Annotated in this window: 25 protein-coding genes; 17 read left to right on the top strand and 8 right to left on the bottom strand. The window is 71.9% G+C overall.

Annotated features, from left to right (window positions below; all coding sequences use genetic code 11):
* Positions 1 to 39 precede the first annotated feature (39 nt).
* The gene (locus ASG04_RS05210; RefSeq protein WP_056121168.1) at positions 40 to 498 is read left to right on the top strand and encodes a DUF3817 domain-containing protein; all 459 of its coding nucleotides are present in this window, start codon (positions 40 to 42) and stop codon (positions 496 to 498) included.
* 208 nt (positions 499 to 706) lie between these two features.
* Here ASG04_RS05210 and ASG04_RS05205 read toward each other — a convergent pair whose 3' ends face one another.
* Complete coding sequence (locus ASG04_RS05205; protein ID WP_056121167.1) at positions 707 to 2,917, bottom strand: NADP-dependent isocitrate dehydrogenase; 2,211 nt, start codon at positions 2,915 to 2,917, stop codon at positions 707 to 709.
* A 142-nt stretch (positions 2,918 to 3,059) separates the two neighbouring features.
* On the opposite strand from ASG04_RS05205, the gene ASG04_RS05200 reads away from it, so the two are divergent.
* Positions 3,060 to 4,757, top strand: a complete 1,698-nt coding sequence (locus tag ASG04_RS05200; RefSeq protein WP_056121165.1) for a cation:proton antiporter — start codon at positions 3,060 to 3,062, stop codon at positions 4,755 to 4,757.
* A 36-nt stretch (positions 4,758 to 4,793) separates the two neighbouring features.
* Here ASG04_RS05200 and ASG04_RS05195 read toward each other — a convergent pair whose 3' ends face one another.
* Entirely contained in the window at positions 4,794 to 5,288 is a 495-nt protein-coding gene (locus ASG04_RS05195; protein ID WP_056121163.1) for a hypothetical protein, read from the bottom strand.
* Between the two features lie 102 nt (positions 5,289 to 5,390).
* Between ASG04_RS05195 and ASG04_RS05190 the strand changes: the two genes are divergently transcribed.
* Genes ASG04_RS05190 through ASG04_RS05180 form a run of 3 tightly spaced genes read left to right on the top strand, consistent with a single transcriptional unit; the run spans position 5,391 to position 8,313 of the window.
* Complete coding sequence (locus tag ASG04_RS05190) at positions 5,391 to 6,050, top strand: TMEM175 family protein (RefSeq protein ID WP_056121161.1); 660 nt, start codon at positions 5,391 to 5,393, stop codon at positions 6,048 to 6,050.
* A 53-nt stretch (positions 6,051 to 6,103) separates the two neighbouring features.
* Positions 6,104 to 6,991: a M23 family metallopeptidase gene (locus ASG04_RS05185; protein ID WP_056121159.1), complete on the top strand. Its 888-nt coding sequence runs from the start codon at positions 6,104 to 6,106 to the stop codon at positions 6,989 to 6,991.
* Between the two features lie 56 nt (positions 6,992 to 7,047).
* Positions 7,048 to 8,313 (top strand): hemolysin family protein, encoded by a 1,266-nt coding sequence (locus tag ASG04_RS05180; protein WP_056121158.1) that lies wholly within the window; start codon positions 7,048 to 7,050, stop codon positions 8,311 to 8,313.
* Positions 8,314 to 8,454: 141 nt separating this feature from the next.
* Here the strand turns inward: ASG04_RS05180 and ASG04_RS05175 are convergent, their stop codons facing one another.
* Positions 8,455 to 9,294 (bottom strand): oxidoreductase, encoded by an 840-nt coding sequence (locus ASG04_RS05175; protein ID WP_056121157.1) that lies wholly within the window; start codon positions 9,292 to 9,294, stop codon positions 8,455 to 8,457.
* An 87-nt stretch (positions 9,295 to 9,381) separates the two neighbouring features.
* Here ASG04_RS05175 and ASG04_RS05170 point away from each other — a divergent pair, with 87 nt between their 5' ends.
* Positions 9,382 to 10,263, top strand: coding sequence for a helix-turn-helix transcriptional regulator (locus ASG04_RS05170; RefSeq protein ID WP_056121156.1), 882 nt, complete (start codon positions 9,382 to 9,384; stop codon positions 10,261 to 10,263).
* Positions 10,264 to 10,472: 209 nt separating this feature from the next.
* Here ASG04_RS05170 and ASG04_RS05165 read toward each other — a convergent pair whose 3' ends face one another.
* Complete coding sequence (locus ASG04_RS05165; protein ID WP_156463539.1) at positions 10,473 to 10,703, bottom strand: hypothetical protein; 231 nt, start codon at positions 10,701 to 10,703, stop codon at positions 10,473 to 10,475.
* A 50-nt stretch (positions 10,704 to 10,753) separates the two neighbouring features.
* On the opposite strand from ASG04_RS05165, the gene ASG04_RS05160 reads away from it, so the two are divergent.
* Complete coding sequence (locus tag ASG04_RS05160; protein ID WP_056121153.1) at positions 10,754 to 11,428, top strand: hypothetical protein; 675 nt, start codon at positions 10,754 to 10,756, stop codon at positions 11,426 to 11,428.
* A 162-nt stretch (positions 11,429 to 11,590) separates the two neighbouring features.
* Positions 11,591 to 12,073, top strand: a complete 483-nt coding sequence (locus tag ASG04_RS05155; protein ID WP_056121151.1) for an FBP domain-containing protein — start codon at positions 11,591 to 11,593, stop codon at positions 12,071 to 12,073.
* 72 nt (positions 12,074 to 12,145) lie between these two features.
* On the opposite strand, the gene ASG04_RS05150 is transcribed toward ASG04_RS05155, so the two are convergent.
* Positions 12,146 to 13,132, bottom strand: a complete 987-nt coding sequence (locus ASG04_RS05150; RefSeq protein WP_056121149.1) for an aldo/keto reductase — start codon at positions 13,130 to 13,132, stop codon at positions 12,146 to 12,148.
* A gap of 32 nt (positions 13,133 to 13,164) precedes the next feature.
* Here ASG04_RS05150 and ASG04_RS05145 point away from each other — a divergent pair, with 32 nt between their 5' ends.
* Together ASG04_RS05145 and ASG04_RS05140 are read left to right on the top strand one after the other, a co-directional pair.
* Positions 13,165 to 13,692, top strand: coding sequence for an acyl-CoA thioesterase (locus tag ASG04_RS05145; RefSeq protein ID WP_056121147.1), 528 nt, complete (start codon positions 13,165 to 13,167; stop codon positions 13,690 to 13,692).
* A 9-nt stretch (positions 13,693 to 13,701) separates the two neighbouring features.
* Positions 13,702 to 15,258, top strand: a complete 1,557-nt coding sequence (locus ASG04_RS05140) for an FAD-binding oxidoreductase (protein ID WP_056121145.1) — start codon at positions 13,702 to 13,704, stop codon at positions 15,256 to 15,258.
* A gap of 127 nt (positions 15,259 to 15,385) precedes the next feature.
* On the opposite strand, the gene ASG04_RS05135 is transcribed toward ASG04_RS05140, so the two are convergent.
* Complete coding sequence (locus ASG04_RS05135) at positions 15,386 to 15,763, bottom strand: hypothetical protein (RefSeq protein WP_056121143.1); 378 nt, start codon at positions 15,761 to 15,763, stop codon at positions 15,386 to 15,388.
* A 93-nt stretch (positions 15,764 to 15,856) separates the two neighbouring features.
* Between ASG04_RS05135 and ASG04_RS05130 the strand changes: the two genes are divergently transcribed.
* The 4 genes from ASG04_RS05130 (at position 15,857) to ASG04_RS05115 (ending at position 19,513) form a co-directional block, all read left to right on the top strand.
* Positions 15,857 to 16,441, top strand: a complete 585-nt coding sequence (locus tag ASG04_RS05130) for a YdeI/OmpD-associated family protein (protein ID WP_056121140.1) — start codon at positions 15,857 to 15,859, stop codon at positions 16,439 to 16,441.
* 53 nt (positions 16,442 to 16,494) lie between these two features.
* Positions 16,495 to 17,373, top strand: coding sequence for an aldo/keto reductase (locus tag ASG04_RS05125; protein ID WP_056121139.1), 879 nt, complete (start codon positions 16,495 to 16,497; stop codon positions 17,371 to 17,373).
* 193 nt (positions 17,374 to 17,566) lie between these two features.
* Positions 17,567 to 18,553 carry an aldo/keto reductase gene (locus ASG04_RS05120; protein ID WP_056121137.1) on the top strand — a complete coding sequence of 329 codons (987 nt, stop codon included), beginning with the start codon at positions 17,567 to 17,569 and terminating at the stop codon, positions 18,551 to 18,553.
* Positions 18,554 to 18,691: 138 nt separating this feature from the next.
* Positions 18,692 to 19,513 (top strand): SGNH/GDSL hydrolase family protein, encoded by an 822-nt coding sequence (locus tag ASG04_RS05115; RefSeq protein WP_056121135.1) that lies wholly within the window; start codon positions 18,692 to 18,694, stop codon positions 19,511 to 19,513.
* A gap of 37 nt (positions 19,514 to 19,550) precedes the next feature.
* On the opposite strand, the gene ASG04_RS17555 is transcribed toward ASG04_RS05115, so the two are convergent.
* Positions 19,551 to 20,036, bottom strand: coding sequence for a DUF4126 family protein (locus ASG04_RS17555; protein ID WP_056121133.1), 486 nt, complete (start codon positions 20,034 to 20,036; stop codon positions 19,551 to 19,553).
* A gap of 79 nt (positions 20,037 to 20,115) precedes the next feature.
* Between ASG04_RS17555 and ASG04_RS17550 the strand changes: the two genes are divergently transcribed.
* Positions 20,116 to 20,661: a hypothetical protein gene (locus tag ASG04_RS17550; protein ID WP_162241693.1), complete on the top strand. Its 546-nt coding sequence runs from the start codon at positions 20,116 to 20,118 to the stop codon at positions 20,659 to 20,661.
* Between the two features lie 9 nt (positions 20,662 to 20,670).
* Positions 20,671 to 21,462 carry an SDR family NAD(P)-dependent oxidoreductase gene (locus ASG04_RS05100; protein WP_056121129.1) on the top strand — a complete coding sequence of 264 codons (792 nt, stop codon included), beginning with the start codon at positions 20,671 to 20,673 and terminating at the stop codon, positions 21,460 to 21,462.
* Positions 21,463 to 21,523: 61 nt separating this feature from the next.
* Here ASG04_RS05100 and ASG04_RS05095 read toward each other — a convergent pair whose 3' ends face one another.
* Positions 21,524 to 22,228: an SDR family oxidoreductase gene (locus tag ASG04_RS05095; RefSeq protein ID WP_056121127.1), complete on the bottom strand. Its 705-nt coding sequence runs from the start codon at positions 22,226 to 22,228 to the stop codon at positions 21,524 to 21,526.
* Positions 22,229 to 22,306: 78 nt separating this feature from the next.
* On the opposite strand from ASG04_RS05095, the gene ASG04_RS05090 reads away from it, so the two are divergent.
* Positions 22,307 to 22,690, top strand: coding sequence for a MerR family transcriptional regulator (locus ASG04_RS05090; protein WP_235515440.1), 384 nt, complete (start codon positions 22,307 to 22,309; stop codon positions 22,688 to 22,690).

Raw genomic sequence — 22,690 nt, 5'->3', positions numbered from 1 at the left:
CGCGGAGCATTCCCAACCAGGGTCCGGGACGATGGACGCATGACGCCTCGATCCCTGTTCCGCGCACTGGCGGTCGCCGAACTCGTGACCTGGACGATGCTGCTGGTCGGCATGCTCATGAAGTACGCGATGGGCCTCGGTGACCTGCCCGTGCGGATCGGCGGCAGCGTGCACGGGTTCGTGTTCCTGGCCTACCTCGTGGTCGCCACGGTCGTCGCGGTGAACCAGCGCTGGTCGTTCGGCGCCACGGTGCTCGCGTGGGTCAGTGCGATCGTGCCCTACACGACGCTGCCGTTCGAGCTCGGGGTCGCCCGCCGCGGCATGCTCGACGGTCCCTGGCGCCGCTCGGGCGACGGCGGTCGTCGTCCGGGGTTCCTCGACCGACTGCTCTTCGCCGTGGTCGCGCACCCGTTCGTCGCCGCGCTGATCGGCGTGGTCCTGGTCGCACTCGTGTTCGCCGTCCTGCTGACGATCGGTCCGCCGGTCCCGTCCCGCTGACCGCAGCGCGCACGCTCGGCCAGCCGTCGCATCCACCTCCTGAGGTTCCACGACTCGCCGCTCAGTTCCGCCCCGGTTCCGCAGACGACCGGTCCGGGCGCTCGAGGTTCCGTGATTACGGAACCTCGAGGTGCCTGGGTGGGCCCCAGGACGGACGGGAGGCCCGGTGCCAGCTGGCACCGGGCCTCCCGTTCGTCGTGTTTCGCGCCTACAGCGCGGCCAGGACCGCGTTCAGCGTCGCGGACGGGCGCATGACCGCGCTCGTCTTGGCGTCGTCCGGGCGGTAGTACCCGCCGATGTCGACCGGCGAACCCTGTACGGCGACGAGCTCGTCGACGATCGTGCGCTCCTGCTCGCCGAGCTGCCCGGCGATCTCGGCGAAGGCCGCCGCGAGCTCGGTGTCCTCGGTCTGCGCCGCCAGTTCCTCGGCCCAGTACTTGGCCAGGAAGAAGTGGCTGCCACGGTTGTCGATCGTGCCGATCTTGCGACCGGGGGACTTGTCCTCTTCGAGGAAGGTGCCGGTCGCACGGTCGAGGGTCTCGCCGAGGATGCGCGCGCGGGCGTTGCCCGTGACGCCGGCGAGGTGCTCGAGGGAGACCGCGAGCGCCAGGAACTCGCCGAGACTGTCCCAGCGCAGGTAGTCCTGCTGCACGAGCTGCTGCACGTGCTTGGGTGCGGACCCGCCGGCGCCGGTCTCGAACAGGCCGCCTCCGCCGAGCAGCGGCACGACGGACAGCATCTTGGCCGAGGTACCGAGCTCCATGATCGGGAACAGGTCGGTGAGGTAGTCGCGCAGGACGTTGCCGGTGACCGAGATGGTGTCCTCGCCGCGGCGGATGCGCTCGAGCGAGAAGCGCATCGCGTCCTCGGGTGACATGACCTCGATCTGCAGACCCTCGGTGTCGTGCTCGCCGAGGTACCGGTGGACGAGCTCGATGAGCGCCGCGTCGTGCGAACGGGTCTCGTCGAGCCAGAAGACCGCCGGCGTCTGCGAGGCGCGGGCACGGGTGACCGCGAGCTTCACCCAGTCGCGGATCGCGACGTCCTTGGTCTGGCAAGCGCGCCAGATGTCACCCTGGGCGACCTGGTGCTCGATGACGGTGTCGCCGGCGGCGTTCGTGACGCGGACGGTGCCGTCGCCGGGGACCTCGAACGTCTTGTCGTGGGAGCCGTACTCCTCGGCCTTCTGCGCCATCAGGCCGACGTTCGGGACCGACCCCATGGTCGACGGGTCGAAGGCCCCGTTGGCGCGGCAGTCCTCGATGACGGCCTGGTAGATGCCGGCGTAGCTCGAGTCGGGGATGACCGCGACCGTGTCGTGCTCGTCGCCGTCCGGGCCCCACATGTGCCCCGACGTGCGGATCATCGCGGGCATCGAGGCGTCGACGATGACGTCGCTCGGCACGTGCAGGTTCGTGATGCCCTTGTCCGAGTCGACCATCGCGAGCTCGGGGCCCGCGGCGATGCCGTCGGTGAAGGCCTGCTTGATCTCGGCACCGTTCGGCAGCGCGTCGAGCCCGGTGAGGATCGAGTTCAGGCCGTCGTTCGGCGTCAGCCCGGCCGCGGCGAGGTCGGCACCGTAGCGGTCGAAGACGTCGGGGAAGAACGCGCGGATGACGTGGCCGAAGATGATCGGGTCGGAGACCTTCATCATCGTTGCCTTGAGGTGGACCGAGAACAGGATCCCCTCGTCCTGGGCGCGCTGGATCTGTGCGCGGAGGAACTGCTCGAGCGGCCCCACGTGCAGGACGGTGCCGTCGATCACCTCGCCCGCGAGGACCGGGATCGACTGCTTGAGGACCTGCGTGCTGCCGTCGGTGCCGACGAACTCGATCGTCAGGGTGTCGTCGGCGGGGGCGACCCATGTCTTCTCGTTGGAGCGGAAGTCGTCGGCGCCCATCGTGACGACGTTCGTCTTGGAGTCGGCGCTCCACTTGCCCATGCGGTGCGGGTGCTTGCGGGCGTAGTTCTTGACCGAGAGCGGCGCGCGACGGTCGGAGTTGCCCTCGCGCAGGACCGGGTTGACGGCGCTGCCCTTGACCTTGTCGTACCGGGAGCGGGTCTCGCGCTCGTCGTCGGTCGTCGGCTCGTCTGGGTAGTCCGGCAGGTCGTAGCCCTGCGACTGCAGCTCTGCGATCGCGGTCTTGAGCTGGGGGATCGAGGCCGAGATGTTCGGCAGCTTGATGATGTTCGCCTCGGGGGTCTTGGCGAGGTCGCCCAGTTCGGCCAGCGCGTCGTCGAGTCGCTGCTCGTCGGTGAGCCGCTCGGGGAAGAGCGCGATGATCCGGCCGGAGAGGGAGATGTCCCGGGTCTCGACATCGACACCGGCAGTGCCGGCGAACGCCTGGATCACGGGCAGGAAGGAGTGGGTGGCGAGGAACGGCGCCTCGTCCGTGAGCGTGTAGATGATCTTGGCCATGCTGGCGGGTACTCCCTTGTTCGCGCGTCGGTGGCTCCACGCTACTCGCGGTGAGCATTATCTCGACATCAAGATACATGGGCTGTGGACGAGCCTCCCGAGATGCCGACCTGTGGAGGCCGGAGGGTGCCACCCTGGGGACATGACAGATCCCCTCGTCGTCGGGCTGGTCGGGCTGCTCGTGATCGCGGGTGCCGCTCTGGTCGGGCCGAAGATCGGTGTCGCCGCGCCCCTGGTGCTCGTCGCGGCGGGCATCGTCGCGAGCCTGGTGCCGTGGATCCCGGACGCCGAGATCGACCCCGAGTGGATCCTGGCCGGCGTCCTGCCACCCCTGCTGTACGCGTCGGCGGTGTCGATGCCGACGATGAACTTCCGCCGGGAGTTCGGTGCGATCAGCGGGCTCTCCGTCGTGCTCGTCGTCGGCAGCTCCCTCGTGCTGGGGCTCTTCTTCTCCTGGGTCGTCCCGGGTCTGGGCCTGGCGTGGGGCATCGCGCTCGGCGCCATCGTCAGCCCGACCGACGCGGTGGCGACGTCGATCGTCAAGCAGACCTCGGTGTCACGCCGGGTCATCGCGATCCTGGACGGTGAGTCCCTGCTCAACGACGCGACGGCGCTCGTGCTGCTCCGGACCGCCATCGCCGCCGGTGCCGCGTCGTTCTCGTTCTGGGGCGCGGTGGGGGACTTCGCCTACGCGGTCGCCGTCGCGGTGGCGATCGGGCTCGTCGTCGGCTGGCTGAACCTGCGCGTCCGCGCCCGGGTGACGAACGCGACGGTCAACACCGCCCTGTCCTTCGCGGTGCCGTTCGCGGCGTCGATCCCCGCCGAGGGCCTGCACGCATCGGGCCTGGTCGCCGCGGTGGTCGCCGGGCTCGTCACGGGCATCCGGGCGCCGCGGGTGCTGCCGCCGACGCACCGGCTGTCGGACGCGCAGAACTGGGGGACGGTGTCCTTCGTGCTCGAGGGCGCGGTCTTCCTGGTGATGGGCCTCGAGCTCGCGTCGATCGTGGCCGACGTGCAGCGCGACCACGCCGGCATCGTGCCGGCGCTGCTCATCGCCCTGGGCGCCCTCGTCCTGACCGTCCTCGTCCGGGCGGCGTACGTCGTCCCGCTGCTGTGGGGCCTGTCGCGGAGCGCCGACCGACAGGCCCGACTGCAGGGCCGGCTCGAGGAGTACCGCTCGGCCGACCGCGCGGCGACGAGCGCCGCCCTGCAGGAGCACCGCTTCGGCAACCGACAGCCGAGCGAACGTGACCTCGAACGTTTCGGCACCCGGATCCGTCGGGTCCTCGCCGACATCCGGTACTTCTCGGCGGCGCCCCTCGGGTGGCGTGAGGGCACGGCGGTCGTGTGGTCGGGGATGCGCGGCGCCGTGACGGTCGCCGCCGCCCAGACCCTGCCGGACGGCACCCCGCAGAAGTCCCTGCTGGTGTTCGTCGCGTTCGCCGTCGCCGTGCTGTCGCTGCTGCTGCAGGGCGGCACGATCGGCCCGCTGCTGCGGTGGATCAGCCCGCCGCGGTCCGACGACACGGCGAAGGACCGCGAGGAACGCCGCCGTCTGATGGAGGTCATGCGGAGCGCCGCCGAACAGGTCACCGCGGCGAGCGCCGAGCCGACGGCGCCGCGCACGCGCGAGGAGCTCGAGGCCACCGACCCGGCGGAGCTGCGGGCGTGGTTCGGCCGCGAGAAGACCCGGCGACTCCAGGTGCTCGACGCCCAGCGGTCCGCGCTGCTCGACGCCCGTGACGACGGCGTGTTCGACGCCGACGTGCTCGAGTCGGTGCTCGGGAACCTCGACGCCGAGCAGATCGCGCTCGAGCTGCGCGGCGGACCGGCCGGCTGACGGGCCCGGGCCGGTGGGGACACCAGCCGGTGGGGTTCAGTGCCCGATCGTGATCCGGAAGACCCGCACACCGGCGGCCTGCAGCGCCGCCAGTCCGAGCCGCAGTCGCATCGTCCGGAACGGTCGCCGGAACCCGGACGGAGCCGATGCGGCCCCGATCTGGTGGAGGACCTCGGACGTCAGGGTCCGCTCGAGCTTCGGGACCAGCCGGGTCGCACCCGACACCGTGATCACGATGCGGACCGCGTGCGGCGTGAGCAGGGGTCCGATCAGGTCCGCCGCCTCGTGCGCGCGGTGGAAAGCCGGGTCGTTCCCCGGACGTCGGATCGCGATGACGGCGAGCTCGGCGTCACCCGTCTCGGACGGGTCGGGCAGGTCGTCGACACCGATGACCCGCATGCGTGCCGCGTCGACACCGGCGCGGACGGCCGCGACTCGGAGCACCGGCAGGAGTTCCTGCGTGCCGGCGAGGACGACCTCGGCGTGCTGCAGGTCGATCGGCTCGTGGCGTTCCCGGGGCGTTCGGGCCATGAGGGGGTCCTTCCGCTCGTTCGTCGTCCCGACAGTACCGATCGGCGGCTGACCGGGCCGGTCCACCCCGAGACCGGCCCGGTTCGCCCCTAGGCTGGCGCCATGGCACGGGTGCTGCGGACGGACCGGGGGCTCGACCGGCTCGTGAACTTCTCGGACGCGACGGTCGCGATCGCGATCACGCTGCTGCTCCTGCCGCTGGTCGACGTGGCGAACGAGATCGACCGGATGTCCCTCGGCGCGCTGCTCAGCGAGAACGTCGGCAAGCTCATCGCCTTCGTCGTCAGCTTCGTCGTGATCTCGCGGCTGTGGTTGTCGCACCACGGCCTGTTCGAGGCGACCCGCTCGTACTCGACCACGGTCCTGCGCGTGAACTTCGTCTGGTTGGCGAGCATCGCGTTCCTGCCCTTCTCGTCCAACCTCATCGCGCAGACCACCCACGACCGCGGCGTGAACGCGCTCTACATCGGCACGATCGCGCTCGCGAGCCTGAGCATGACGGCGATGCAGTGGACGATCTGGCGGGACCCGGAGCTCATCCGCCCGGACGGTCGCGGCATGGTGCACCCGGTGGACGGGACGGTGACGTTCATCGCCCTGGTGGTGGCGCTGGTCGGCGCCGTGATCGTGCCTGCCGGGGGGCCGTTCTGGCTGTTCCTGCTGGTGCCGGCCGGCTGGGTCTCGACGGCGCTGGAACGCCGGCTCCATGCGGATGACGGTCGGGCAGCGACCCCCCACGAGGACGACACCGGCGACGTGTGACCCCGTCGAGGGGCTGTACAACCGGACAGCTTCGTGCAGAATGGTCTGCGGCCATGACGATTCCCAGCGACGCAGACCAGCAGCACGCCACCCCGACCGTGCACCTGTCGCGTCGTGCTGCCCTCGAGGCGGAGCGCGCCGCGGCGAAGAAGCCGAAGCCCATCGTCACGAAGGCGACGAAGAAGCCGAAGCCCGCCAGCGCAGCCCCGACCACCCGCTTCACCCGCACCCCGCGCCGCACCGTCACCACCCGCCCGAGCCTGCGGCGCACCAGCCGGCTCACGCTGACCAGCGCCGCGGCCGCCGTCGCGATGTTCGCCGCCTCGGCCATGCCCGCGCACGCCACGGTCGGCACGTCGAGCGCCACGTCGACGCTCGCCCCGGTCGTCCGCACGCAGGACTACGCCGTCACGCAGGCCGTCGCGACCGCCACGACCTCGCGGGACGGCTTCACCATCGGCGGCGGCAACAAGGTCGTCACGACCGACCCCGATGCCGCGGTCGTGTACGGCGGCGAGGTCCGGTCCCCGTTCCCCGCTCCGGTGCGCATGAGCTCGGGCTTCGGGTGGCGCTCGGCCCCGTGCGCGGCGTGCTCCTCGCAGCACCAGGGCCTCGACTTCAACCCCGGCATGGGTGCGCCGATCGGTGCCGTCGCCGCCGGTACGGTCCGCGTCTCGGGCACCTACTTCTCCTACGGCAACGCGGTCATCATCGACCACGTGGTCGACGGCCGGAAGGTCTCCACGCTCTACGGCCACATGATCCCGGGGTCCTCGCCGGTCACGGTCGGCCAGCGGGTCGAGGCCGGCGAGTTCATCGGCAGCGTCGGCTCGTCGGGCGTCTCCACGGGCGCGCACCTGCACCTCGAGGTCCTGATGGACGGCACGCTGCCGGTCGACCCGCGCGCGTGGATCGAGTCGCACACCGGACGCCCGCTCTAGCTTCCTTCCCAGCAGCTGCGGGCTGATCACCCAGCCAACCTGTGCAGGATCACAGGGTGGACACCTGGATCGCCTTCGCCCTCGTCGTCGTCTTCGTGTTGGTCGGCGGGGTGTTCGCGGCAGCCGAGATCGCCCTGGTGTCGCTCCGCGAGTCCCAGCTCCAGCAGCTGGAGCGCCGTGGCAGCCGCGGTGCACGGGTGGCCGCGCTCGGCCGTGACCCGAACCGCTTCCTGTCCGCCGTGCAGATCGGCGTGACCGTGGCCGGCTTCTTCTCCGCCGCGTACGGGGCGTCCTCGATCGCCCCCGACGTGGCCCCGCTGTTCACCGGGCTCGGGCTCGAACGCGGCGCCGCCGAGGCCGTCGCCCTGGTCGCCATGACCCTGGTCATCGCCTACCTGTCGCTCGTCTTCGGCGAACTCGTGCCGAAGCGCCTGGCCCTGCAGCGTGCCGAGGGCTTCTCGATGGCCGTCGCCCCGACGCTCGACCGGTTCGCGGTCCTGATGCGCCCGGCCATCTGGGTGCTGTCGAAGAGCACCGACGCCGTCGTGCGGCTGCTCGGCGGCGACCCCGACGCGCGCAGCGAGTCGATGAGCACCGAGGAGCTGCGCGGGCTCGTCTCCGACCACGACGCGATCGACGAGCAGGGGCGCCGCATCGCCCGCAGCGCGCTCGACGCCCACGACCGGATCCTGCGCGAGTCCATGCGGCCCTGGTACGACGTCGCGACGCTCGACGGCGCACAGAGCATCGCCGAGGCCACCGACCGCGCGCTCGACCTCGGGCACACCCGCTACGTCGTCACCGACGGCTCCCGCGACGGGGTGACGGGCTTCGTGCACCTGCGCGACCTGCTCCGACCCGAGGACGCGACGGCCGAGATCCGGTCGGTCAGTCGGTCGATCGTCGCCTTCCCCGAGACGAAGTCCCTGTCGAGCACCATCGCCGAGATGCGCACCTCCGGCGCCCAGATCGCGCTGGTCGTCGACGAGTACGGCGGCAGCGCGGGCATGGTCACGCTCGAGGCACTGCTCGAGGACCTGGTCGGCCCGATCCGTGACGAGTACGACGCCCCGGTCCGTGACACGGGCGACGTCGACGGCGCCACGGTGCTCGAGGACCTGGTCGCCGACGGTGGACCGGCCCTGCCGGACGGCGACTACGAGACCGTCGGCGGACTGGTGCAGGTGCACCTGGACCGCGTCCCCCGGGTCGGCGACGTGGTCGAGGTGGGGGACCACCGCCTCGAGGTCACCCGCATGGACGGCCACCGTGTGGCCCGCGTCGCCGTCACCACCACAGCGGAGCGCGTCGTCACCACCTGACCCGAGTCACCACGTGATCCGCGTCACCACGTGATCCGCGTCACCACGTGATCCGCGTCACCACGTGATCCGCGTCACCACGTGACGGACGGGAGGCCCGGTGCCAGCTGGCACCGGGCCTCCCGTCCGTCTGTGCGAGCGTCAGAAGTCCGTGCCCCGACTCACCGACTCCCACGCGTCCACCTCGGAGCGGAGCGCGTCGAGCGCGGCACGGAACCCGTCGGACGCGTCGTTGCCGAGCAGCAGCATGAACGGCGTCGCGTCGGACTCGACCGCGGTGATGAGCGCCTGCGCCGCCTTCGCCGGGTCACCGGGCTGTGTGCCGTGGGCGGTGTCGTGCTCGATGCGCCGCTTGCCGGCGGTGTCAGCGTAGGCCTCGATCGGGGTGGCGGACTGGGTCAGCGAGCGCCCCGCGAAGTCGGTGCGGAACCCGCCGGGCTCGACGACCATGACGTCGATGCCGAGCGGCGCGACCTCCTTGCGGAGGGAGAGCGACAGGGCCTCGAGCGCGGCCTTGACCGCCGCGTAGTAGCCGGAGCCCTCGGGCGAGATGCGGGCGCCGATCGAGGAGATGTTCACGATCGTGCCGGTCCCGCGCGCTCGCATCCCCGGCAGGACGGCGCGGATCAGCCCGGTCGGGCCGTGGACGTGGGTGTCGAAGAGCGTCCGGACGGCCTCGGGCTCGCCCTCCTCGACCGCGGCGCGGTAGCCGTACCCGGCGTTGTTGACGAGGACGTCGACGCGGCCGAACCGCTCCTCGGCAGCGGCCACGGCGGCCGTCACGGCGTCGGGGTCCGTGACGTCGAGCGCCAGGGCGAGCGCGCGGTCGGGCGCGGTGTCGGCGATGTCCTGCACGCGGGCGGCATCGCGGGCGGTGACGACGACGGAGCCGCCGGCGGCCAGGACGGCCTCGGCGAACGCACGACCCAGCCCGGTCGAGCAGCCGGTGATGAACCAGGTGGTGTCGGAAGTGGTGGTCATGCGCCCATGCTGCCGCTGTGCACGGGGGCGAGACGGGGCACGGTGGTACCTGCCTGACGTCAGGCACCAGGACGTAGCCTTCTCGGCATGGGTATCGACGTGCGCAACGAGATCCGCGACTTCCTGTCCTCCCGGCGGGCGCGGATCACGCCGGACCAGGCGGGCATGCCCTCGTTCGGCGGCGGGGTCCGGCGGGTGCCGGGGCTGCGTCGGCACGAGGTCGCGATGCTCGCCGGTGTCAGCGTCGACTACTACACACGGCTCGAACGCGGCACGCTCAAGGGCGTCTCGGACAGCGTGCTCGAGGGCCTGGTCGGCGCACTCCAGCTCGACGAGGACGAGCGGACGCACCTGTGGGACCTCGCCCGCCTGGCGAACTCGGGCGTGAAGACGATGCACCGGACCATGCCGACCCGGATCCGCCCGGGTGTGCAGCGACTGCTCGACGCCATCACCGGCGCGCCGGCGTGGGTCCGGAACGAGCGCGGCGACGCCTTGGCGGCGAACGAGCTCGGTCGCGCGCTGTACGCACCGATGTTCGCCGGCCCGGGTCGTCCGGTGAACTCCGCGCGCTTCACGTTCCTCGACCCGGCGGCGCGGACCTTCTTCGTGGACTGGCCCCGGACGGCGCGTGACTCGGTCGCGATCCTCCGGGCGGCCGCGGTCGCGAACCCCTGCGAGCCCGGGCTCGTGACGCTCGTCGGCGAACTGTCCACCCGCAGCGAGGAGTTCCGCACGTGGTGGGCCGAGCACGACGTGCGTCTGCACCGCAGCGGCAAGAAGCGGCTCGACCACCCCGTCGTCGGCGTGCTCGAGCTCGACTACGAGGCGCTCGACCTGGTCGCCGACCCCGGCCTGACCATGTTCACGTACAGCGCCGAACCCGGCTCCGAGTCCGAGCGGTCGATCGCACTGCTGGGCAGCTGGGCCGCCACGGAGCGCGCCGAACAGGTCGCGGCCGAGGCCTGAGCGCGACCGACGGCGCGGCGGCGGACACCGACGCGGAACGACACCGCCGACGTCGTACGACAGCGTATTTGTCGCCTCGCCGGCAAGCATCAGTACGGTCGGCGCCGTGCCGAGTCGGAACGACACCGCCGATGTCGTACGACAACGGACCTGTCGTCCCCGCGGCAGGCCACGCTCGGCGGCGCATCGGCCCCGCGGCGGGTCGCGCGCTACGCGGTGGTGCCCGGTGCCTCACCGTCGTCGCCGTGCGTGTCGTCGAAGTCCTGCAGGAACGCGGTGCGCTCGAGTGCGGCGATGCGCAGGACCCGCTCGCGGGCTGACAGCCGCAGCACCCGGATCGCGGCGAACACGAGCACGATGAGCGCCACGGTCAGCACCGCTATCGCGAGCAGGAAGACCACGTACGGCACGGCGAAGATGCTGAACCCCGAAGACATCACGCGATCGACCCTACCGGCGCCGCGGATCGACGCCGCCGTAGGCTGACCGCGTGAGCACCCCCGGCGCCAGCACCGACCACCGCGCCGAACCCGCGTTCGCCCGCGCGGTCGCCAAGGCCCTCGGGGAGGCTCGGACCGTGCTGGCCCTCGGCGCCGGCAGCGTCCAGTACGTCCCGAACGCCGTCGACGTGACGACCGTCGAGGACCCGACCGGCCCGCTCCCCGCCGCGGACGCCGCCGTCGCCGCCTTCTGCGTGCAGGACTGGTCAGACCCGGAGCACGTGCTCGCCGAGGTCCGGCGCGCCACCACCGGTCCGGTGGTGGTCCTGACGCGGGACCCCGCGCGGATCCCCGAGCACTGGCTGGCCGAGTACGCCCCCGACGTCACGGCCGCCGACGCGGCGCGCCACCCCGCGCTCGACCGCATCGCCGCGGCGCTCGGCGACGAGGTCACGACCACCCGGCTGCCGGTCCCGTTCACGAGCGTCGAGCGGTTCGCCGAGGCGTTCTACGCGCGGCCGGAGCGGCTGCTCGACGCCGACGTGCGCCGGGCCGACCCGGCCTGGGCACTGGTCGACGAGATGAGTGCCCGGCGCTCGGTCGCCGCGCTCCGCACCGCGCTCAAGACCGGCGCCTGGGACGACCGGTACGGGCACCTGCGCGTCCAGCCCACGTACGACGGGTCGGTCGTGCTCTTGACAGCGGGTCCTAGGCTGACCTCGTGAGCAATCGTCCCCAGGAGGTCGTCGGCGTCCACGCCGGCATCAGGGCCTGACGACCCCGGCTGTGTCGTCCGACGCGGCCGCGCTCGTCGACCCCCTCCCGGAAGCACCGTCCGGCGCGACGCCCATGGGCGCCCCGGACGGCACCACAGAACGGTTCACACCATGCTGCCCATCAGCGAGACCACCATCCGCACGTCCTTCGTCAACGCCTCGCGCAAGGAGACGAGCGACGTCACACTGCCCGCCGGCTTCGACACGATCGTCTGGGACGACCTGGACTTCCTCGGCTGGCGCGACCCCAAGATCGGACGGCGCGCGTACGTCGTCGTGCCGACGCTCGACGGCGGCCTGGTCGGGATCCTGTTCCGCCAGGCCGAGGCGTCGCCTCGCTCCCGGGCCCAGTGCTCGTGGTGCCAGGACGTGCAGCTGCCGAACGACGTGGTGTTCTGGAGCGCCAAGCGCTCCGGCAAGGCGGGCCGGAACGGCAACACCGTCGGCACCCTGGTGTGCGAGGACTTCCAGTGCTCGAGCAACGTCCGGAAGACCCCGCCGTTGGCCTACGAGGGCTTCGACGTGCAGGCCGCACGCCTGCGGCGCATCGAGGACCTGCAGGTGCGCGCGGCGGGCTTCGCCGCCGAGGTCTGACCCACACCCCAACACGGACGGGAGGCCCGTGGCGGGGTCGCCACGGGCCTTCCGTCCGTCTCCTGGTCGGTTCTACCGGCCGATGCTCGACATGTCGGGGTAGCGGTCACCCGACGGGGCGGGCAGCGCCGACAGGCGCTCGACCTGCTCCGGGGTGAGGGTGAGGTCGGTGGCGCCGACGTTCTCCTCGAGTCGGCTGACGCGCTTGGTGCCCGGGATCGGGACGACGTCGTCGCCCTGCGCCAGCAGCCAGGCGAGGGCGACCTGGGCGGGCGTGCCGCCGACCTCGTCCGCGACGTGCTTGACCTCGTCGACGATGCGCATGTTCGTCGCGAAGGCTTCCTCCTGGAAGCGGGGGTTGTCGAGGCGGAAGTCGCCGGAGTCCAGGTCCGAGGGCTTCGTGATCGCTCCGGTCAGGAACCCGCGGCCGAGCGGCGAGTACGGCACCAGGCCGATGCCGAGTTCGCGCAGGGTGTCGAGCACGTCGCCCTCGGGGTCGCGGGTCCACAGCGAGTACTCGCTCTGCAGGGCCGTGATCGGGTGGACGGCGTGCGCCTTGCGGATCGTCGCGGCACTGGCCTCGGACAGGCCGATGTGGCGGATCTTCCCCTGCTGGACGAACTCGGCGAGCTGGCCGATGACGTCTTCGATCGGGACCTGCGGGTCGACGCGGTGCTGATAGTACAGGTCGATGTGGTCGGTGCCGAGGCGGCGGAGGGAGCCCTCGAGCGCCTCCTGGACGGACTCGGGGGCAGAGCTGATGCCACGCTGCGTCGCCGGCTCCGCTTCGCCCGGCTGGTGGGTGATGAGGCCGAACTTCGTCGCGATGACGACGTCGTCGCGGCGGTCGGCGAGGGCTCGACGCAGGAGCTCCTCGTTCGTGTAGGGACCGTAGGCCTCGGCCGTGTCGAAGAGGGTGACGCCGAGGTCGATCGCGCGGTGGATGGTGCGCACCGACTCGTCGTCGTCCGTGCCGGCGCCCGTGTAGAAGGCGCTCATCCCCATCGTCCCGAGGCCGAGGGCGCCGACGTGGAGGTCACTGAGCTTGCGTGTCTGCATGCATCCCGGTCTACTCGTGCTGTGATCAGAGCGTGAACCTGTACTTCCGGCTGCTGCTCCTTCGTCTCCGGACCCGGCGAGCGCGCCGCCTGTCGCTGTGGGACGAGGCGAGGACGCCGTTCCGCGTGGTGCCGACCGACCTCGACCCGCTGCGGCACGTCAACAACGGCAAGTACCTGTCGATGCTCGACCTGGGCCGGATGGACCTGATGCTCCGCTCCGGGTTCTGGCAGTCGCTGACCGATCGTGGCTGGTACCCGGTCGTCGCCGCGCAGACGATCACGTACAAGCGGTCGCTGACGCTCGGGCAACGGTTCGAGCTCGTGACCCGCGTGCTCGGGGTGGACGACCGGGCCGCGTACATGGAGCAGACGTTCGTGCGGCGCGGGTCCGTCGTCGCCCGTGCGGTGGTGCAGGCACGCTTCCTGCGGACCAGCGGCGGCACGGTTCCATCGGCGGAGTTGCTCGACGCCCTCGGCGGGGCCCCGGCGGACCGGGAGCTGCCGGCATGGGTGCACGACTGGGCCGGAGCCGTCCGCATCAGCTCGACGGAGGCGTAGACAGGTTCCGTGAGCGAACGACCGTCCAGCAGCACCACCCGCAGGGGACTCATCGCCGGGGGAGTCGGCCTGGGACTGGCGGGGGTGCTCGCCGCGTGCAGCGGACCCGCACCGAAGCCGTCGGGGTCACCCTCGTCCGCACCGTCCGACTCCACGCCGTCCGGATCCGCGTCGCCGTCGTCGGGCGGGACCGGTCCGACCACCTGGGACGCGTTGGCCGCGGCCGTGTCCGGCACGCTGCTCAGATCCGGCTCGCAGGGATGGGACGGTGCCCGCGTGCTCGAGAACCCCCGCTACGACGACGCCGACCCGCGGGGCATCCTCCGCGTGGCGGACACGGACGACGTCGCCGCGGGGCTGGCGTTCGCGCGGAACACGAACACCCCCGTGGCACTCCGCGCTGGCGGTCACTCGTACACGGGGTGGTCGGCCGGCGGCGCCGCGGGCACGGACGTCCCCCGGTCGCTCGTGATCAGCACCGCGGACCTCGACGGTGTCCAGGTGTCCGGCGACTCGGTGACGGTGGGCCCCGGCGCGCGGCTCGCGGACGTCTACGCGACCCTGGCCGATGCCGGACGTGCCATCGGCTCGGGCTCCTGTCCGACGGTCGGCATCGGCGGCCTGACCCTCGGCGGTGGCGTGGGGGTGCTCGTCCGGTCGTTCGGGCTCACCGCCGACCAGGTGACCGCCGTCACGATGGTCACCGCGGACGGGACCGTGCACGAGACGTCCGCGTCGTCGGACCCGGACCTGTTCTGGGCCAGCCGTGGCGGGGGTGGCGGGACGGTCGGCGTCGTGACGTCGATGACGCTGCGGACGCAACCCGCGCCTCCCGTGCTGCTCTTCACCGTCGTCTTCCCCTGGTCTGCCGCTGCGGCGGTCGTGCGTGCCTGGCAGGCCTGGGCGCCCCGGGCGGACCCGAAGCTGTGGTCGACCCTGAAACTGCTGGCCGGGTCGCGACACAGCACACCGACCGTGACCGTCACGGGAACGTGGACCGGCGAGAAGTCGGGCGCAGACACCTCCGTCGACGGTTTCATCGCGTCCGTCGGGGTGACTCCGACGTCGCACACCGCGACGGAGCTCAGCTACGGCGCTGCGATGGCGCAGCTGGCGGGGAAGCCGCAGCGGGTGTCCGAGGCGGCGACGTCGTCGATCGGGACCACGGCGCTGTCCGACGCGCAGATCGACGTGCTGGTGCAGCAGGCCGCGGGTGCGTCCGACGTCTCCGGGATGCAGGAGGGCGGTGTCGCGCTCGACGCCCTCGGCGGGGTCGTGGCCGACGTCGGGCGGACGGACACCCCGTTCCCGTGGCGGTCGGCGCTGTGCACCGTGCAGTACACGGCGGTCTTCGCGAACGGCAGCGACCCGGCGCCGTTCGACCGGTACGTGCGCGGGTTCCGCTCGGCGATGCGTCCGGCGTGGGGCGATGCGGCGTACGCGAACTACTGCGACGCCGCGATCACCGACCCGTCGGCGTACTTCGACGTCAACACCTCACGGTTGCACCGCATCGCCGAGCAGGCCGATCCGCACGGGGTGTTCGCGCAGCCGCACTGGGTCTGAGCCGCGGCGCCGATGCGGGCGCGGGCGGAACGGCACTGCACGCCGGGACGGACACAGCACCACGGGATCCCGTGGTGCTGTGTCCGTTCTGCGGTGCGGTGCGGGCTGCACGCCCGCGCCCTGTGGCTCAGCCGCGGCGGAAGTAGCCGTTCGACGCCGGCAGGAACATCAGGATCGTCGCGATGATGACCGCGACCAGGCCGATGGTGCCGATGATGCTGAAGGCGCTCACGACGCCGAGGACCTGCAGGATCGCCAGGACCAGCAGCACGATGCGGGCCCAGTTGCGGCCGTCGCGCATCCGGAAGACGATGAACAGCTCGACCAGGGCGATGATGATGCCGATCACCCCGCCGGCGACGAGGGCGCCGCCCATGCCGTTGGTCTGGTTGCCGCTCATCGAGAAGAGCCCGACGATGCCGCTGATGATGCCGAGCACCACGGTGATCAGCCAGAGGAAGAACGAGACGGTGACCGCGGTCGGCCGCCCAGAAGATGCGCTCATGGTGTGTGTTCCCTTCGTGGTCCCTGTGGACCGGATGTGACAGAAGGTAGTCGTCGGCGGCCCGGTTCGTCCGCGACGACCTACGATGTGCGCATGGTGGCACCGGAGCTGGTCGTCCTCGACGCCGATGCCTGGCGTGCCTGGCTGGTCGCGCACGACGACGAACCCGACGGCGTCTGGCTGGTGCTGGCGAAGAAGGGCACCACCGAGCCGACGACGCTCACCTACGCCCAGGCACTCGACGAGGCGCTGTGCTCGGGCTGGATCGACGGGCAGAAACGCTCGCGTGACGCGGCCACCTTCCTGCAACGGTTCACCCCGCGCCGGAAGGCCTCGCTGTGGTCGGAACGGAACATCGGCCTGGTCGCGACGCTGACCGCCGCGGGCCGGATGCGCGACCGCGGCCAGGCGGAGGTCGACCGCGCGAAGGCGGACGGCCGGTGGGACCGGGCGTACGCGGGCGCGGCGAGCGCCACGGTGCCCGAGGACCTGCAGTCCGCGCTCGACGCCGACCCCGCGGCGGCCGCCCTGTTCGCGGACCTGGACGGGACCAACCGGTACGCCGTGCTGCAACGGGTGACGACGGCCCCGAGCCCCACCGCCCGCGCGAACCGCATCGCCAAGCTGGTGGGGATGCTCGGACGCGGCGAGACGCCGTACCCGCGACCCGAGCGCTGACCCGGGGGACAGGTGTGGATGCTCCACCCGCCATCGCGGCGTAGACCGGGTCCATGACCAACTCCGACACCACGACCCGTCCCGCAGACGCCTCCGGCACGTTCCGCATCGGTGGCGACCTCGAGGTCAACCGCCTCGGCTACGGCACCATGCAGCTCACCGGCCCCGGGGTGTGGGGACCGCCGAAGGACCACGACGAAGCCGTCCGCGTGCTCAAGCGCGCCGTCGAGCTCGGGGTGAACTTCTTCGACACCGCCGACTCGTACGGCCCCTACGTCGCCGAGGAGCTCCTCAAGGAGGCCCTGCACCCGTACGGCGACGACGTCGTCATCGCGACCAAGGCCGGCCTGACGCGGACCGGACCCAACAAGTGGCCGCCGGTCGGCCGTCCCGAGTACCTGCGCCAGGAGGCCGAGATGAGCCTCCGGCGCCTGGGGCTCGAGCGCATCGACCTGTTCCAGCTGCACCGCATCGACCCGAAGGTCCCGCTCGAGGACCAGGTCGGCGAGCTGAAGAAGCTGCAGGACGAGGGCAAGATCCGCCACATCGGGCTGTCCGAGGTCTCGGTCGACGACGTCAAGGCCGCCCAGGAGATCGCCACCATCGTCTCCGTGCAGAACCTCTACAACCTGCAGAAGCGCGACGCCGAGGAGCTCCTCGACTGGTCCACCGAGCAGGGCATCGGCTTCATCCCGTGGTTCCCGCTCGCCACCGGCGGACTGACGGGCGACCGCTCCCCGCTGACCGATCTGGCGCAGCGCAAGGGCGCGACCCCGGCACAGCTCGCCCTGGCGTGGCTGCTCAAGCGCTCGCCGGTCATGCTGCCCATCCCGGGCACGTCGAGCGTCGACCACCTCGAGGACAACCTCGCCGGTGCGACGATCGAGCTGACCGACGACGAGTTCGAGGAGCTGTCCGGCCTGGGCAAGTGACGCGACCGGGCCCCGCTGGCGGCGGTGGTTCCCGGATCGAGCGGTGACGAATCCGGTTCGCGATCCTGCGGGATCCCGGACCGGATTCGTCATCTGACAAAAGCGATGGCCGCCATCGCCCGAGCAGCAGCCCGGCCGAGCCCCTCCGCCGGCCTGGTCCACCGCCAGGGCGCGGGCGACTACCGTCGACAGCATGCAGCGACGCCCCCTGGCCAGCACCGGCCGCGAAGTCTCCGTCATCGGTCTCGGCACGTGGCAGTTCGGTGGTGACTGGGGGCCCGTCTCCGACGAGGACGCCTTCGCCGTGATGGACGCCTCCGCCGACGCCGGTGTGACCCTGTTCGACACCGCCGACGTCTACGGCGACGGCGAGAGCGAGCAGCGCATCGGCCGTTGGCTCAGGGCCAACGCGGACTCCGGGGTGACGGTCACGACGAAGATGGGCCGCCGCGCGGACCAGGTCCCGGAGAACTACGTCGCGGCGAACTTCCGCGAGTGGGTCGACCGGTCGCGGACGAACCTGCAGCAGGACACGCTCGACCTGGTTCAGCTGCACTGCCCGCCGTCCGTGGTGTTCGCGGACGACGCGGTGTACGACGCCCTCGACGCCCTGATCGCGGACCAGTCGATCGCCGCGTACGGCGTCAGTGTCGAGACCGCCGAACAGGCCCTGACCGCGATCGCCCATCCCGGTGTGGCCAGCGTGCAGATCATCCTCAATGCGTTCCGCCTCAAGCCGCTCGACGCCGTCCTGCCCGCAGCCCGTGAGGCCGGTGTCGCCGTCCTGGCCCGTGTGCCGCTGGCGTCGGGACTGCTCTCCGGCAAGTACACGACCGACACCGAGTTCGCCCCGCAGGACCACCGAACGTACAACCGGCACGGCGAGGCCTTCGACCAGGGCGAGACCTTCAGCGGCGTCCCGTTCGAGGACGGTGTCCGCGCGGCGCAGGAGTTCGCGGCGTCCCTGCCGTCCGGTGTGTCCGTCCCGCAGGCCGCGCTCGCGTGGATCGTCGCGCAGGACGGCGTCACCGCGGCGATCCCGGGTGCGCGCAACGCCGACCAGGCCCGCTCGAACGCCGAGGCCGGCTCGCTCGACCTCGACTCCGTGCCCGGCCTCGACAGCACGGTGAACGACCTGTACGACCGCTGGTTCCGCGCGACGGTGCACGAGCGCTGGTGACCTACGGCCTGAGCTCCTCCCAGCGTCGGCTCCGAGGGGCTTCAGGCAGCAGGCGTGGTTCCCACCGGTCCCACGGCTGACCGGCCCGGTGCGGGCCTACGGTGATCCCGCAGCTGCAGGACACCCGGGAGGACCGCCATGCGTCCGCGTCACATCGTCACCGTCGCGTCACTGGTCGCGGCCCTCGTCGCGGTCCCCGCCGTCGTCGTCCTCGCGTCGCACCCGGTGGTCACGACCACCGCCACCGCCGAGGCGGCACGCATCGCCGCGGCCCAGATCCGCGAGCTCCGGCACACGCCGAACCAGGTCCTCACCGGCGTCGTCGGCGCGGACGTCCGTGGTGCGGTGACGTTCGCGTACGCCGGGGACTCGATCACGGCCCGCCCGGGTTCGTGGCTCCGTGACCTCGCGAGCGACCCGACCGGCTCGGGTACCGGCGTGCACGCGCTCGGCGGCTACGCGCACAGCGGGTACCGCTCCGACCAGGTCCTGGCGCGGATGCCCGCCGTCCCCGGGGCGGACGTGCTGGTCGTCGAGCTCGGCACCAACGACGTGAACCAGGGCGTGCCGACCGACCGCATCGTGCGCACCATCGACACCCTCGTCGAGCGGCAGGGCACGCCGCACGTGCTGCTGGTCGCCGCTCCGCCGTCGAACCACACCACGAGCCTGTGGGGCGTCGACCGTCGGACCGGCAACCGGGTGCTCGACCGAGCCCTGGCGACGGACGCCCACGCGCACGGCTGGTCCTACGCCGACCCGTTCGCCGGCGACCGCGAGCCCGACGACTCCTGGGCGCCCGGCACGACGGCGGACGGCATCCACCCGACGACCGCGGCGAACGTCCGGATCGCCGGCGCGTTCGCCACGGCGATCCGCACGGCGTCGGGATCGTCGGGGACCGGCGCCCCCGCAGTCAGCGAGACCGCCGTCAGCGACACCACGGTCACCACGCGCTGAGCGTCAGCGCGAGGTGAGCGTCAGCGCGAGGTGAGCGTCAGCGCGAGGTGAGGACCTTCTGCGTGCCAGCGATCACCGCGGCGTCCTCGGCGAGCGCCACGAGCGGGTCGTGCAGGCCGGTGGTCTTCCCGACGGCCTTGCGCGCGGCCAGGCCCACGAAGCTGCCGATGACCGCGCCGACCGCGCCGAGCACGGCACCCTCGACACGGCGGTCGCGCCTGCCGGTCGTGCCGATGGCGAGCCCGACGACGGCTCCGGACGCGGCACGGCCGATCAGCCCGGTGGCGGCGGTGCGGTTCGGGGTCATCGGGAGCTTGTCGCCGATGATCTCGCCGACCGCGGCAGCGACCAGCAGCCCGCGGCCGAGCGGCGTGCGGAACACCGCCCAGTCCTGCCACGACCCGGACAGCTGCGACTGGTCCCGGTTGAGTGCCAGCAGTGCGAGCGGGGTCGCGCTGCGGCCGCCGGTCAGGATCCCGAGCAGCAGTGCCTTGGTGCCGGTGTGCTTGGTGTGCTTCGCCATCGTGTGTCTCTCCTCGTACAGGTCCAGTCCGACGCTACGCGCACGCCTCGACGCCAGCTGGAGGGTGTAGCAATGTGCCGTGCATGTGGGCGTGATCGACGAGGCCGGACGGCTCCGACTGCTCGGCGCCGCGATCGCGGGGGCCGCGTTCGCGGTCGTCCTGGTGATGCTCGTGCTGTCGTCGTGGACCACGGCGACGACCGGCGTGCTCGTGTCCGTCGGCATCCCCGCCGCGGTCGTCGGTGGTGCGATCGGCGTCGCGCTGACACTGCGGTCCTGGCGGCTCGAGGGCGGGTACGAGCGGGCGACGGTCGCGCAGCGGTGGGTCTCCGACGGCGAGGTCCCGGTCGACGTGCCCGCCACCGAGTGGATCCCGCTCGTCCAGGCGCAGGCCGAACGCCAGCTCGCCGGCTGGGGGAAGATCGTGCTCAGCGTGTTCTGGATCGCGATGACGTGGTCGATGCGCGCCCAGCACGGCATGCTCATCACCCTGCTGCTCACGGGGCTGTGGGTGGGGCTCGGCCTCTGGAGCGCCGTCGTGGTGATCCCGCGGGCGCGGGCAGCTGCGGCGATGCTCAGGCGTCCGTTCGTCACCGAGCCGGATGGTCCGGTCACGTCCGTGTAGGCAGGGTGCATGACACCCCCGAAGCACCCGTTCCGTTCCCGTCGCGCCCTGGTGACCGGTGCCAGTGGCGGGATCGGCGAGGCGATCGCGGTCGGCCTGGCTCGCGCCGGCAGCGACGTGGTCCTGGTCGCCCGGTCCGCGGACGCGCTCGAGGCCGTCGCGGCGCGGATCCGACGTGACCACCGGGTGCGCGCCGAGGTCGTCGTGGCCGACCTGGCAACGGATGCCGGTGTCGACCACGTCATCGACACGATGCGGGGCACGCGGGTCGACATCCTGGTCGCCAACGCCGGCGTCGCTGCGATGGGCGACTTCGTCGACGCCACGGACGAGCGGAACCGGACGCAGATCGCACTCAACACCACGGCGCTGACCCGGATGGTGCACGCGTTCCTGCCCGCCATGCTCGAGCGTCGGGTCGGCGGTGTCATGACGATCGCGTCGACCGCGTCGTTCCAGCCGACGCCGGGCATGGCCGTCTACGGGGCGACCAAGGCCTTCGTGCTGTCGTTCACCGAGGCCGTCTGGCAGGAGACGCTCGGCTCGGGCGTCCGGGTCCTGGCGCTCTGCCCCGGTCCCACCGAGACGGGCTTCTTCGACGCGGCCGGTGGCGGCGACGTCATGACGAGCGGGCGGCAGACCGCCGACCAGGTCGCCGCGGTCGGCCTGCACGCCTTCGCCCGTGCCGGGGGCCCGACGGTGGTGTCGGGGCTCGGCAACACCGTGATCGCGAACGCGCACCGGTTCGTGCCGCGTGCCCTGATGGCGCGGTTGTCCGCGAAGGTGACGGCCGAGCACTGAACCCGGCCACGGCCGGACGGGAGGCCCGGTGCGGGCCCGCACCGGGCCTCCCGTCCGGTGGTCAGGCCGTGAACTGCCGGTAGAAGGCGGCGGGGTCGGCCGCCAGGGCCGCCTTCGCGGCGGCGCTCCACTCGTCGACGACGACCTCGAGCGCGTCGCGCTCGACCCCGTCGAGCGACGCCCGTGCCACGTCGGCCGGGTCGACCTTGGGGCCCTCGTAGCCCGCCATCATGTCGGTGTCGGCCGCACCCAGGTGCAGCCCCTGCATGCTGATGCCCTTCGGCGCGAGTTCCAGGCGCAGGGCGTTCGTCATGTTCCACGCCGCCGCCTTGGCGATCGCGTAACTGCCGGAGCCCGGGTACGCGAACCACGACAGCGCCGACAGGACGTTCACGATGCCGCCGCCCCCGTTGCGCTCGATGACGGGTGCGAAGGCCCGGGTCATCGCGAGCGTGCCCCACACGTGCGTGTCGAGCTCGTGGCGCAGGTCGTCCAGGTCGTCGGTCAGCAGTGCCGACTGCGAGGTGATGCCGGCGTTGTTCACCAGCAGCGTGACGTCGCCGGCGCGCTCGGCGACGGCGTCGACGGATGCCTGGTCGGTGATGTCGAGGGGCAGGACCTCGACGCCGGGGACGTCGACGAGCTCGGGCCGGCGAGCGGTCGCGTAGACCTTCGCGGCACCGCGCTCGAGCAACTCCGTGACGAAGCGACGTCCGATGCCGCGGTTTGACCCGGTGACGAGTGCGACCGATCCGGTGATGTCCATGGTGTCCTTCCGTCGTGCGGGCCTCTCCCGCGGCGACGGACGTACGCTAGGACCTCACATGGACGTCAGGGGCAAGTCGTGATCGACGAACGGATGCGCATCGGGGACCTCTCCGCACGGGCGGGCGTCAGCGTGCGGTCGCTGCGGTACTACGAGGAACAGGGGCTGCTCGTCGCCGACCGGACAGCGGCGGGGCAGCGCACGTACGACGACGCCGCCGTCGAGCGGGTCCGCCTGGTGCAGCAGCTCTACGCCGCCGGGTTGTCCAGCCGGACGATCGCGCAGCTGCTGCCGTGCGTGGACGCGGGCGTCGCCACGCCGGAGAGCTTCGCGCTGCTGACCGACGAGCGCGACCGGATCACGGCGCAGATGGCCGAGCTCCGGGCCGCGCGTGACCGGCTCGACGAGGTCATCAGCATCAGCGAGCACCCGACGCCGGAGCACTGCCCGGCGCTGCGCTGA

The organism is Curtobacterium sp. Leaf183 (genome assembly GCF_001424385.1).
Lineage (GTDB): Bacteria > Actinomycetota > Actinomycetes > Actinomycetales > Microbacteriaceae > Curtobacterium.
Note: the sequence above shows the minus strand (reverse complement) of the source record. Positions and strands in the feature narration are given on the sequence as shown.

Excerpts from the sequence above, each read along its gene's own strand:
- ASG04_RS05190 (WP_056121161.1), top strand. The coding sequence starts at position 5,391 with ATGGCACGGGTGCTGCGGACGGACCGGGGGCTCGACCGGCTCGTGAAC.
- ASG04_RS05115 (WP_056121135.1), top strand. The coding sequence starts at position 18,692 with ATGCGTCCGCGTCACATCGTCACCGTCGCGTCACTGGTCGCGGCCCTC.
- ASG04_RS05100 (WP_056121129.1), top strand. The coding sequence starts at position 20,671 with ATGACACCCCCGAAGCACCCGTTCCGTTCCCGTCGCGCCCTGGTGACC.
- ASG04_RS05210 (WP_056121168.1), top strand. The coding sequence starts at position 40 with ATGACGCCTCGATCCCTGTTCCGCGCACTGGCGGTCGCCGAACTCGTG.
- ASG04_RS05200 (WP_056121165.1), top strand. The coding sequence starts at position 3,060 with ATGACAGATCCCCTCGTCGTCGGGCTGGTCGGGCTGCTCGTGATCGCG.
- ASG04_RS05125 (WP_056121139.1), top strand. The coding sequence starts at position 16,495 with ATGACCAACTCCGACACCACGACCCGTCCCGCAGACGCCTCCGGCACG.
- ASG04_RS05195 (WP_056121163.1), bottom strand. The coding sequence starts at position 5,288 with ATGGCCCGAACGCCCCGGGAACGCCACGAGCCGATCGACCTGCAGCAC.
- ASG04_RS05095 (WP_056121127.1), bottom strand. The coding sequence starts at position 22,228 with ATGGACATCACCGGATCGGTCGCACTCGTCACCGGGTCAAACCGCGGC.
- ASG04_RS05185 (WP_056121159.1), top strand. The coding sequence starts at position 6,104 with ATGACGATTCCCAGCGACGCAGACCAGCAGCACGCCACCCCGACCGTG.
- ASG04_RS05130 (WP_056121140.1), top strand. The coding sequence starts at position 15,857 with ATGGTGGCACCGGAGCTGGTCGTCCTCGACGCCGATGCCTGGCGTGCC.
- ASG04_RS05155 (WP_056121151.1), top strand. The coding sequence starts at position 11,591 with ATGCTGCCCATCAGCGAGACCACCATCCGCACGTCCTTCGTCAACGCC.
- ASG04_RS17555 (WP_056121133.1), bottom strand. The coding sequence starts at position 20,036 with ATGGCGAAGCACACCAAGCACACCGGCACCAAGGCACTGCTGCTCGGG.
- ASG04_RS05175 (WP_056121157.1), bottom strand. The coding sequence starts at position 9,294 with ATGACCACCACTTCCGACACCACCTGGTTCATCACCGGCTGCTCGACC.
- ASG04_RS05120 (WP_056121137.1), top strand. The coding sequence starts at position 17,567 with ATGCAGCGACGCCCCCTGGCCAGCACCGGCCGCGAAGTCTCCGTCATC.
- ASG04_RS05205 (WP_056121167.1), bottom strand. The coding sequence starts at position 2,917 with ATGGCCAAGATCATCTACACGCTCACGGACGAGGCGCCGTTCCTCGCC.
- ASG04_RS05150 (WP_056121149.1), bottom strand. The coding sequence starts at position 13,132 with ATGCAGACACGCAAGCTCAGTGACCTCCACGTCGGCGCCCTCGGCCTC.
- ASG04_RS05135 (WP_056121143.1), bottom strand. The coding sequence starts at position 15,763 with ATGAGCGCATCTTCTGGGCGGCCGACCGCGGTCACCGTCTCGTTCTTC.
- ASG04_RS05170 (WP_056121156.1), top strand. The coding sequence starts at position 9,382 with ATGGGTATCGACGTGCGCAACGAGATCCGCGACTTCCTGTCCTCCCGG.